This is a genomic window from uncultured Gemella sp., assembly GCF_963515875.1.
Taxonomy (GTDB): Bacteria; Bacillota; Bacilli; order Staphylococcales; family Gemellaceae; genus Gemella.
In genome coordinates this window covers 21,363-34,559 of sequence record NZ_CAUPZX010000020.1, presented here as the reverse complement: position 1 = coordinate 34,559, position 13,197 = coordinate 21,363, and the positions used below count along the sequence as shown (strand labels likewise).

4 protein-coding genes are annotated in these 13,197 nt (G+C 32.8%); all 4 read right to left on the bottom strand.

The window, feature by feature from the left end:
• On the bottom strand, positions 1-3,374 hold a 3,374-nt coding region (locus RWL85_RS04850), incomplete at its 3' end, for a YSIRK-type signal peptide-containing protein (protein WP_314085549.1).
• A 360-nt stretch (positions 3,375-3,734) separates the two neighbouring features.
• Positions 3,735-6,875: an SIALI-17 repeat-containing surface protein gene (locus RWL85_RS04845; protein ID WP_314085547.1), complete on the bottom strand. Its 3,141-nt coding sequence runs from the start codon at positions 6,873-6,875 to the stop codon at positions 3,735-3,737.
• A gap of 577 nt (positions 6,876-7,452) precedes the next feature.
• Positions 7,453-11,367, bottom strand: coding sequence for a hypothetical protein (locus RWL85_RS04840; protein WP_314085545.1), 3,915 nt, complete (start codon positions 11,365-11,367; stop codon positions 7,453-7,455).
• A gap of 580 nt (positions 11,368-11,947) precedes the next feature.
• Complete coding sequence (locus RWL85_RS04835; RefSeq protein ID WP_314085543.1) at positions 11,948-13,195, bottom strand: glycosyltransferase; 1,248 nt, start codon at positions 13,193-13,195, stop codon at positions 11,948-11,950.
• Positions 13,196-13,197: the final 2 nt, after the last annotated feature.

Here is a 13,197-nt window from a genome sequence, read left to right as displayed (position 1 = left end):
GCTGTTAAACTTTCTCCTGCTACTGGTGTTTTTGAAATTTCAGCTGGTTTTGTTGCGTCTTTCACCGCTAATGTGAATCCTTCTGCTTTCTTAGTTACTTCTACATCTATTGTTTTCGCCACACCATCACGTGTTACTGTTACTGGTACTACTTTCTTACCATCTTTTTCTTTAATAGGTCCATATGTTACTTTATCTGTATCCTTAAGTGCTTCATTGTTCGCTGTTACTTTTTCTTTTACTTTCGCTTGGTCTTCTGCTGTTAAACTTTCTCCTGCTACTGGTGTTTTTGAAATTTCAGCTGGTTTTGTTGTGTCTTTTACAGCTAATGTGAACTCTTTAACTTCTACATCTACAATATGGTACACCTTATCACGACCTACTGTTACTGGCACATAGAATTTACCATCTTTCGATGTAATATTTCCATAGAACACCTCATCTGTATCAAGAACATTACCTTCAGTTCCACTTTGAGTAACTCTTACTTTTGATTTCACTAAGTTTTTATCAGCATCACTTGTTAAAGTCGTCCCTTCTTGAGGTTTAACACTTATTTCAGCTACTCCAGTTGTTTTTAAAGTGAAGTCCGCTACTTTTCCATCTAGTGCATAACGAGCATTTTGTAAATCACGTACCGCTTGATTAATTTCATCTTGTGTAGCTTGTTCTCTATTTAGAACATCTTTTGCTTTTTCAAATGCTCTATCATATGCCGCGCGTTTTTCATCACTTGTAGCTAACTTATATGGATTTCCTTTTTTAATAGCATCATTATCATTTAAAGCTACCTCTGCTTTCAAAGCATCTTTGTTAGTTTTAAGAACCACAGGGTCTATTCCTAATTTTTTAATAGCATCTTCTAAATCTTTATATAATTTTTGAACAAGGTCTACTCCAGCATTATCTGTAGCATTTTCTTTATCAGCTATTTTTTCTGCTGCCTTTTTCGCTTCATCAAATACTTGTTTCTTAGCAGAATCTGACTTACTATATTTATCTGTTACTTCATTTCCTTTTGCATATTTCACAAGATCTTGAAGTCTTCCCATACGCGCATCTAAATTATGAGCCTTAGTTGATATGTCACTTATTGTTGGAATATCATCTGTTGCATTAATACTTTCTATAAAATCTGCCTTTTGTGCTTTATTTAAGTGCGGTAAGTTTTCAATTTCTTTTTTAACAGCTTCTCTTTTGGCTTTTGAGTCAGCATATTGTTTCGCAGCTTCTACAATTTTATCAATTTGCCCTTTTGTATTAGCTCCATCAATTAAATCCTTGAAGTGTTTTTTCTCTGCTTCTGTTAAACCTGGAATTGCGTCAATTTTTCTCTTGGCTTCATCTCTTACCTTATCAGCCTCAGTTTTATTTTTCTCTACTTGTTTTTTCGCCGCTTCATCTTCTGCTCTTCTTACTATAGCAGCAATCTCATCTTTTGTTTTTGCAGCAGTTATTTGATTTTTATAATCATCCGGATTTGCTAAATTGTCTTTAATTTGATCAATACGTTTTTTCGCTTTGTCTTTTTCTTTTTCTAAGTCTTTTGCTATAGCATTATTTTTAGCTGTAGTGACTGCATCAGTTGTTGTCGCGTTGTCAATTTCTCTCTTAGCTGCATCTTTTTCTTCATTAGTTAAGTTTGGTAACGTAGCTACAACTTTTTTAGCTTCTTTCTTAGCTTCTTTTAGCACCTTATTCTCAGCGTCTTTTTTAAGTGCATCATTGACGATTTCATTAATTTTATCTTCTGAGCTGTTAGCTGGAAGTTGATCTATTTTTTTCTTGTACTCATCTTTTTCTGCGTCAGTTAGATTTTGTAATCCGTTTATTAAATCTTTTCCTTTTTGTTTTGCATTGTTATCAGCTTTAGGGATTTGTGCGAATAGTACATCCTTAGGTATTAACTCATTGTAACCACTTCCCCTTCCGAAATATTCAGCGCCTCCTATACGTAACTTATCATTTTCCCATTTAGCAAAGTCTTGATTTTTTAATTTATAGTCAGTGTTATTCCTTACTGTAGACCTATTAAATAGTCCAATTGGATAATTATTTTTAGTATAATCCGGTGTAAATCCATTTAGTTCGCCTAATTTTGCATCTGCTCTTTTTCTATCCTCATAAGATATAGCTTCGTAGTTTTCTACTGCTACTTGTTCAACTTTATATGGGATTCCGTTGATAAGAATATCGGGGTTTAGTTTTAGCTTAAATTCCTTATACACTAAATCTTTCCCTGGGATTGTGTCTGTAGTATTATCTGTATAAGTGAATGTCGCCGTTCCATCATTATCTATAGATATACCATTTTCTAATCCACCTTTAAGTCTATTCTCTAATAATGGATTTTTCTCTTTAAGGGCTTCTTTAAGAGTTGTTTTTTCTTGAGGTGTCAAGCTAGTAACATCTTTCACACCTTGTCTTGCTGGTAATTTATTTGGTTCATATTTTTGATTTTCAGGAGTATCATCTACGTCTGGTAGAGCTATTGTCTCAATTTTAATATGATCGATACCTCCAGCATTTATGTGAACCCCAGCACCTAATTCAATGTACTGGGTATTAACCGGATCTTTCACCTCATATGTTACCTGAATCTCTGCTCCAGCTGCTCCTGTATTTTCCCAGTCTGAATAGATAGAACGCGTGTTATTTCTTAATCGCTCGTAGGCTTCTTTATCACTTCCTTCATCCCATCTATATCCAGCACGCGTATTTAAATACCAATTAAGGCTTCCATTATGCTCCCAAATTGGTCCTTCTTGTGTATGATCATTATAACGACTCCAGTTATCCGGACTACCATTATTCATAGCTTTCGCATCAGTTTCACTTTGATAACGTGAGGCTACACCACGCGAGTTACTATTTCTCCACGCTGCCCAGTTATTATATTGATTTATACCTCTTGCATTTGTTAATACTAGACTCGTAGGCTCACTAAATCCTTTAGGCACTGTAAACCAATAATCCGGGCGGTGCCCCAACCAACTTACCTCACCTCTACGAACAATATTATTATTTGTTCCCGTTGGAGTAATACTTCCATCAGCATTTTGCATGAAATTTTTATTAAAGTAATATGTTACAGTTACTATCGGTCTAGTTTTAGTATATCCAGAAGTATCAACTTTGATTACAATCTCATCATTAACACTTACTTTTGAATTAGTATTTGTTTTTAATGGATTATCATCCCAGTTAGCATAAATTACAGACGTACCACCATTATCTCCCACAACTGTGGTAGACATTGCTTGTACTTCTTTACTAGATAAACTAGTCATGGCTATAGTCGCCCCTATCAAACAAGACGCTGCTCCAAAACTAAATTTTCTTATAGAAAACTTTTCTTTTCTATCTCTTTTCATTGATAAACCTCTTTTCTTTATTTTTATATTTTAAACAACAACTTAATATAATATTTTTTTCCTATTTATTATAACACATTTTTATTCGCATCAAAAGCGATATTCTACTACACAAACGAAATGTAAGCGTTTTTTTTTTTTTTTCTAAAACCACGTGAATTTCCTATATGTTATATGAATATATTTTTTTATAACCTATAATTTCAAACAATATTTTATACATAATTTCGTATATTTTTTAAAACTATAACCACAATTCATTAAAAAATATCCTCTTTACTGAATAATTTCTTTATCCAGTAAAAAGGACATATACTATCATCAAATATAATTACACAACATCTGACATATCAACTTTTATTATATTGTTATTTTAAGGAGCATATTACTTTGCTTTTTTCTAATCCCAAGGATTATACCCAAAACCAACATTATTCCCCCTACCGACAAAGCATTCGTAGAATTTTCTCCTGTATTAGCTAGGCGACTTTCTTTCACAATAGTCTTCTCTTGTAGTTTCTCAACCGCTTTTTCTAATTTTTCAACAGTAGGTATATCTTGAAGCTGTCGTTGCGGTAGTACTACGAAATAATCTTTTATAGGGAATCGAGATTGTTGCTCATCTGTTAATACCGGCGGTAGAATTAAAGCCTCTTGCCCTTTATATTCAGGTATTATTAATATTGGTGGAGCTACCATCGTTGACCATTTATACTCCGGCACTTCATGTATAGGCGGTTCTACCGAAGAAACTCCTCCTTTATACTCTGATTCCTCTTTTATCGGAGAATCTTTCGGTACTTCCCACTGATCTTTCTTCTCAACCTCAAGTTCATATTGATAAACAATAGTAGTTAGTCCTTCTGCTACTTTTCCTGTTTCTGCTGTTACATTATGGAATTTTTCTGACGGTGCGTAGATACCTTGATAGTTATATTTCTTACCATCTTTAGTAATTATTTCAACTTTCTTCTCAGCAGCGTTGTACTGTACTTCATGATTTTCTACTTCATCACGAGTAGAAACAACTACATCACCCGACTTAGTAGTATATGTTTTTGTTGTTTTCACAACTGCATCTGTTACTACTTTCTCACCATCTTTAATTTCTTTTCCATCAGCATCTACATACTTAACAATTACTGAACCTTTTACTTCTTTCTTTACAGGTTTTGGATCTTCTTTAGTTACTAAGCGATATTCATAAAAAACTTGTGTATTACTATCTACAACTTTACCACTAAGTGGCGCTGAATATTTTTTCAACCCAATATATTCATAGGTTAAGCCTGTTTTTTCATCCTTTAATGTTTCGTATCTTTCTGAAGTTGCATCGTAAAATCTTTCATTAAATTTTTCATCTCTACGTTCATTAACTTTTATATCTCCCGAATACTGATTATAAACAATTAAATTATAAAGTTCTCCAAGATTTCTAATTACTTCTGGCTTTATTTCTCTATCTTCAGTTGTGAGATACTTAACTCTTAAGACTCCTAATTGCTTCATTCTATATGCTTCTGATTCTCGCGTAATATGCATTCTATAATAATGATTCACAACCGGTCCACCATCTTCCATTACTTTATATGCACGAACAGGTGTGATAAGTTCTTTTGTTACATAATCTGTTTCTAATTTTGTTAATTCCTCTCTTTTATTAAGATCTCTTTCTACTATTGATGAGTATGAATAAACAACATTAATTTTATTTAAGTCATCAGATATTGTTACATTACCCGAACTAGCAAAAGCCGGGGGTCCTTCCCAGACTGATTCAGGATTTACTTTTTCCCAATCGCTGTAGTGTTCTGGAACAGCATCTTTATGATAAGAAATGATTGTTCGACGAGAAAATCTAGGGTAATTATGACGATACCCATCCAGTTCTTTGTGATGAGCTTCGTAATATAATATTTCTTTAGTAATTTTCTTGACATCTTTTAGATTATCGTACTGTTCTACGTCTTCTTCACGAGTATTTAATGTAAACATGATTTCATCAAGTAAATTTTCTGCAGATACAATTTGTTTTTTTAAGGCTGTTAATTTTTCTCTATCCGGAGAATAAAAAACCAATCCCACTGCATCACTATCATTCGGTTTAGCAGCAGCCATATTAATATTTCCATTTTTAATCATTTGAATGGTATCAGCAATGTTTTGTTCTAATTTAGTTCTTCTTTCTTGAATCAATTGTCTTTCTGCATCCGTTTTTGCATAGTAATCAAAGTATTCCAATACCCCAAAGATTTCAGATTGCATATATCTCATTATTTCGCTTAAAGAAGATTTACTAAAATCTAACTCTGGAGTGTCTTTTACCTCTGGTAAGTTATTTTCTAGTTTTGGTCCATAACGATAGCGAAGATATTGTTCTCCGTTGAAAGTAACTTCTCCATCATCGCTTGTTCCAAAGTTATGATCTGGACCTGCTGTTACATAATTCCCACTTACAATTTCATTATCCAACGCATAGGTAGGATAGGCATTAACTTCTTTAATTTCTTCAGATGATACAACTCTATTATACTCCGGTGTTGCACGAACAATTTCTCTTCTATATTTATTCGTAATAACCGTTCTTTTCCCACTTCCGTGAGCATAAATATCTCTATCTAATACAAGGATAGTGTCTCCTTTTTGAAGGGTTACATTTTCTTTAGTGAAATCTTTAGCCGTCGCTTGTCCATTTTTCCAAGCTTCTACCGCTTCTGTATCACTGTTAATATTTGTTGCTTCTACGAATTTACCGTATTGTCCATTTGAAGTTTCTTCTACTAGATAGACTTTTCCTGTAATTTTCCCGTAATTAATTTCTCCAAGATTATTATGCATTCCTTCTGGAGAAACTGGAGCTTCAATATCATTGAAATGAGTCTTTTCATAGGTAGCTTTATCTGAATCAACTACTTCTGAACGAACCAATTCGTATTCTTTGTTATTAGCTTGTATTTTTTCTTCTTTTCCTGTGTTTTCATCAACAGCCCCTGTTTTTTCTACAGTTGATTCACGATAATCTTTTCCATCTGTATCATTAGCAATCCCTTTTCTATCATAAGGTGTATTTATTGTGCCGCTATTACCGTCTACAGTTTTAGAATCTTGTAATTTTGAGTTATCTTCTTCTAATAAATAATTTACCGAAGCTTTAGAAGTAAATCTTACTGAATCTGTTCCATCTATATTTTCTGTGTTTTCATTTGCTTTTGTTGGTAACGGATCTACATTTCCAAATACAGCATCTACTGTCACTTTTTTCGTAGGATTTTGGTCATCTGTAAAAGTTGTTTTAGCAGAAGATGAAAGTGAAACTCTTTCTAAGTCCATTACAATGGTTGTTCCACTTCTATTTCCTGAAGTTACATTCGCAGACGCAGTCCCACCTCCAACCAACATAGCGAATCCTAATATCGCCACAGCTCCAATCAACTTAGAGTCAGTTCGCCCATTTTTATATTTTCTTAGTGAAAACTTCTCTTTTTTATTGTCTTTAAACATTCTTCATTACCTCTATCACACTATCACTTTCAAACTATATTTACCCTATTATTAAATCTTTATTTTTTTCGTATAAAAGGTACTCTTAAAACTACTCATTTTTACATAGCTATAAATTATCCTTATCATTCTATCATATAATAATCTATCCTTCAAATAATCTATTATTTTTTCAGATTTTTTCGATAATTAATTTACATAAACTTATTTTTATTTATATCAAATTCAAGAATACCCTCAGAGATATTTTCCCGAGGATATTCTTGTTTTCATTTTTTAAGTAACTAAATTACACTATAAATCTACCACATATTCTTTATATATACTTAAAATTCCTCATGGTTTTTTATTAAATAAAACTGACTAAAAAATCATGATTTCAGAGATATCAATTTTACCGCGTCACTCCTTTTAAACTTAACTACAAATAAACTCCTTATTAATGATTTTCTTTTCACGATTTCCATAATTAATTTTATCCATACAAATAAACATCCTCAGATTGGTAATAGCCCTCCAAAATTTGTCCAAATTTTGGGGGCTATTACCATTTTTCTCTAAGAATATTTTTTACTATTTAATTCAAATTATTTTCTCTTTGACGCCTTTTTACAACTAATAATATTCCCGCTATTAAAGTTGCAGATCCTATATTTGTTGCATCTGTTGTTTTTCCACCTGTATCAGCTAGGCGTTTAATTTGTATCTGACTTACTTGCTCAATCGGTTCAACTACCCTTTTAGATTCTTTTGGTACTGGTTTTAGTTCGGATTCTATCTCTATCTTAGATTCTGGTTGCGAAATTGGCGTTGGTTCTTCTGAAATCCTCAACTCTGGGACTTCCACTACAGGTGGAGCTAATGGTACCGCTCCATCTTCGTATTCTGGAATTTCTACCGTTGGAGCTGCAGGTAAATTCAATCGATATTCATAAACAATTGTTGTTATTCCTTCTGTTATCAATCCTTTTTCAACTATCGAATTATTCCATTTGTCTGAAACTGGAACAATCTTTTCGAATTTGAACGTTAGACCACCTACTTCAATTGTTTGCGGTGGTGTAACAGTGTACTCCTCTCCCGATGCTTTATAAGTAATCTCCTCTTTTCCATCCGAAACTGTAGTTGTCGCTTTTTCTACTATCACATTATCCTTAACTACTTTATCATCAGCAATAGAATTTCCGTTTATATCTACGAATTTAACTATAACCGTTCCTTTTTTATCTTTCACCTCTGTTGCTTTTGGTTTTGTATCTTCTTTTTTATCTAACACATAACTGTAAACAACATGTTTTTCTCCTGCAGTTATATCTCCTTCTGCCGAAGCTGAATCTGATGTTACTCCTACATATTTGTAAACTAAACCTGTAGCTTCTTCTTTTAACGTTGGGTATTGTTTATCGGTAGTATTATATTTTTCAGCAACTATGCGCTTTTCTTTACGCTCTGATACTTTCACTTCTTTTGAGTAAGTCACATAAGTATCTTCATACTCTACTGGCACTTTGTCTTTGATAATTTCAGATTTTAATGTTTTTAATGTTCCATCTTCATTGATAACAACATGTTTCACATCAACAGAACCTGTTTTTGTCACTCTAGAACTAGATGGTATTTTTTCTTCTTCACTTACTAGACGGTATTCATAGACAACCTCTGTTGTTCCTTCTACGACTTTACCACTGGCTGCTGCAGAACCTTGTTTTAGACCTACATACTCGTATGTAAATCCAGTATCAGCATCTACTAATGTTGGATATTGCTTTGGTTTTTCAGTTGTGTCGTAGTTTTGCTCTACTTCTTTAACCTCATTACGCTCATCTACTTTTCCTAAAAATGTATATAGACTATAATAGTCTCCTTTGTCCTCATATGGAAATCTTTCTACTAAAGTTGTTGTTTCTAACGTAACTTTGTCTCTATCAACTTCTGATTTTAATTGTTTCCCATCGGTTGTCACATACTTAATAATAACACTGCCTTGTTTAGTAACTGTCGGATCCCATCTGCGTACTTCTTTAGTCAAATAGAAATAGTGATTTACCTGTGGTTTTATATTACTCATTACCCTATAAGCGCGAATTGGTGTGATGACTTCTTTTTTCGTGTATGTTGTTTCATCTACTGTTTCAACTCGAGTTCTAATTATTTTATTTCTAGTGTATTTACGTCTAAAAAATTCTGGAATTTCTCCTTTTTCTTCTGTATATTCCGGAGTATCTTTTACTTCTTCATGTTCCACTTTTATTTTGCCATCCGGCAAAGTCGTCACTGTTCCCTTTGTTAAAAATTTATCCAAGTCTTTTTCTTCAGTTTTTGTGTTTTTTTCATCTATTTTTACTTCAGTTATGTCATCATAATTCTTAAAAGTTCTAATCTCTTCCCTTCCTCTAGAGGTAATACTCACAAGTCCTTCTGTCTTACCATTATCATAAAAATCATAATAGAAATTTTCTATAACACTATCAAATTCTCTAAGTTCACTTTCGCTCATTGTTCCAGTTTTCTGTTTCTTATATATTTTTTCAATAAGTTTAAACTTAGCTTCTGTTTCTTCTATTTCACTCTTATTAATTACAGGGGTAAAAGTGTACCCTGTTGTGATATTCTTAAGTTCATTATACACTTTAGAATCTGGATTATAGCTTTCTGAATCATCTATTCCCGCATGAGGTCCTTTGCCTTCAATACTGAATTCGCCTACCGCCTGCGGTATTTTTAATAATCCTTTTAAAAATAGCGTAAATTTATATACACTTTCATAACGTTCTTTTCTATTATTAGTCAAATAATCATATTTAACCATATTAAAAACAAGTTTTCCGTTGCGGTTGTCCTTACTTTCTATTATCCCAACATCTATATTTTCTTTTATTATCTCTTCAGAAAATTTTTCTAAATAATCATCTAATCTTTTTCTTGCTGCAGCTACTTTAGCTTTATCTTCTACTGTTTTCTTCTTATCTTCCTCGGAATCTAGTACCTTAGCTTTTTCTTCAATACTATTTTCTAAAAAATCAAATGCATGATAAACTCTTCCGGCATACCCCTTCAGCGCTTCAAGCATATTTGTTGGCTTAGGACCAGGAACCTTATGCCGACCGAATACCCAATTAGATACATCAGAGCTACCAGCACTAATAAAATCAGAGCTACCAAGAGGAATAGGAGAATCAGGACTATCCTCTGGAAGAGCAAAAGCAGTTAAAACTGAAGTCCCATAATACACTTGAGAATCATATACTCCTGCATAACGAGAGCTCCTTACTCCAACAATTAAATAATCTCTATATGCATCGTTTCTTCCTTCCATATAGACAGAGTTATATACTATATCATCAGACGTCCAAAACTTCCCATCAGCTCCTGGTTTTCGATAACTCACAAAATTTTTCGCATCTTCCTCCCTATAATATTCATTACTTTCTACGTAAACCTTTCTTCGATACCATGGAGTATTCCTATCTTTGAGAGTATCATCCCAATAAAACGGAGTTATTGTTTCTATAAAATATGTGTCCTGACCTTTTTTAGTTGTCGTGGTATGCTTAGATGATTCAACCGTTGCATACGTATCCCTATCCATCACAAGAATCGTATCATACGGCTGAAGGGTAACATTTTCTTTTGTAAAGTCTTTAGCGTTTGCTTGCCCTTCTTTCCATTTCGTTACAGCGTCTTCATCACTAGTAACACCATTTTTAGCTAATACGAATTTTCCATACTTGCCATCAGCCGTTTCTTCAACTAAGTAAACTTTACCGTATATTTTTGTATAATCGATTTCTCCTAGATTATTATGCATTCCTTCTGGAGAAACGGGAACTTCAATATCATTGAATTTCGTCTTATCATAAATAGCAAGCTCTTCATTTAACACTTCTGAATAATCATACGCATAGATTTTTCCATCGACTTCTAATTTACCTGTTTCTATTCCTTTTTTTATATCTTCTTTACCTAAATCTTTTGGAACTGTTATATTATCTACTGTCGATTCACGATAATCTTTCCCATCTGTATCAGCTGCAAGACCTTTTTTATCGTAAGGTGTTATTACTTTCCCCGATCCTAAATCTACTGTTTTTGTTTTAAAAGTCTTCCTAAGATTAGTTAATTTATAATTAACATCAACTTCTTTTTTAAAATTAAGTACATCGCTGCCATCCGGCTTGCTTTCTGGAGCACCATTATAATTCGCTTTTGTTGGCTCAGCAACCCCCTTCCCTAATACAGCATCAACCGTAACATTTTTCGATGCATCTTTAGTGTCTGTAAAAGTAGTTGCCGAAGTTGAAGGAACTTTTGACGTATCCGTCACTACTGTAGCTGAATCAGCCCCATTTGAACTTACATCAGCCAACGCCGTCCCACCACTAGCTAACAGTCCTAAACCAACAATCATCACAGCACCGATTAATTTCGAATCAGTTCGTCCATCTTTATATTTTCTTAATGAAAACTTCTCTTTCCTATTATTTTTAAACATACTATCCGCTCTCTTTCCTATCCTTTTCTGCTATTTTTTAATGATAAAAATACCCAAAAATTTATTTTCCCACGTCTATTTATCGTTTCAGTGATACAAAAACTTCTCCATAAAATTTATCTAAATATCAAACTCTCAAATACCCTAATGCACACTTGAATTTTTGATTATTTTCTAGTATTAAACACACTACAAATCTTTTTGTAAATAAACCATTAAAAAACATTAAAAATTTATATCGCAATTCTATTCTATATCAAATATAGCTAACTTTTAAAGTTTAGCATATCCTATGGTTTTTATCAAGAAATCTTGTGTTTTTTAATATACATTTCTTATCCTTCATCTCTAATTAAGCTACAACAAAAAATATTATCTAAATGAATAATCGATATATTTTCTTATTAAAGAATATTCGTTAAATATACCCTCTGATGTTTCTATTTCAAAAAAACTCACAAAAAAACCTTATTATGCGTTTCTATAGAGAATTCACACTTATAATTAGACTTCTCCTACAAAAAAACTTCACAATAAGGAATTTTAATAACATGTATATTCATTTGTTTTATAGATATTTTTACTTTACTTTCAAAACTTCTATATAGGCATCTGCCGCCTTTTGCTTTGTATATTCATTTGCAAATGTCGAAGAAGAATATTCACCATCTTTTTGATATTCACTAAGTAGCTCCACTAATTCTTCAAACGAATTGAATGTTTTTGTATTATCGCATATACTCGCATAATAACTATGCGCTAAATCAACGTTTGAAAGAAGACATACTAACCCCTTTGATGATGCCTCTACCGCCGCATTAGCGAAACATTCACTAAGAGAGCAAGAAATATAACCTTCATGATTTTCATAAGGCACCTCGTTTACAAATCCCGCGAACTTAACATTTTTAGGTAAATCTTCTTTTTTGTATCCTTTTGGTAAATTACCATAAATAGTTAACATACTATCCGGAGTTTGCCTAAACACTTCTATCGCTAGTTCACATTTTTTTATTATCGTCATATTACCAACTATACACCAATCTTTTACACTTGCATATACTTTTTCTTTAACTTCTTCTACATATACAGGCGGTAGAAATCTAACCTTGTCACTTCCTAGATGATTTTCTAAAACAGGACTCGCTACAATATTACTGCACCATCCCTGTAATACAAACTTCATAAATGGAGCTAGTATATTATAATGCGTATATGCAAATAACTCTCTACCTGTATTTTGGAAAAATTTTCTAAGCTGTAACGGATATTCATTAACCATATCTATAATAAATCTATCGTTTATCGTTGAGTTTTCCGCTAAATATTCACTCACAAGCTGCCACTGCGATAATATGTCCCCAGTTTTTGTTACATGGTATTTATGATAATTTTCCGAAACATCACCCTCAAGCACTACTCCCTCTTTTCCATAAAGAATAAATTCATTTGTTTTTGGGATATACCTATATAATAGTTGTGAAGTATAACATTCTACATTTCCACTTCGATAACGAACAAGCCCAACAAAACCTTCTTTAGTATATTCAACTTTCAAGACATCTTCCAACGTATCAGTAAAACTTTTATCAACACTAGGTTTATCTCTTGCTATGTCCGATTTCTCAAAAATAACATGATAAAAATTCTCAAATCCCAAACCCTCAAGAGTTTCCACAAAGTTAGGGACAAAAATGGATAAATTAGTAATAATCATCTGTTGATCAACGCCTATTTGTTTAAAAATGTCTTGACGAGCCAGTTGACTTCTTTCAAATCCGTAAATATTAAACGGCACACCCTCTTTTATCGTAAATACTTTAGTCATCT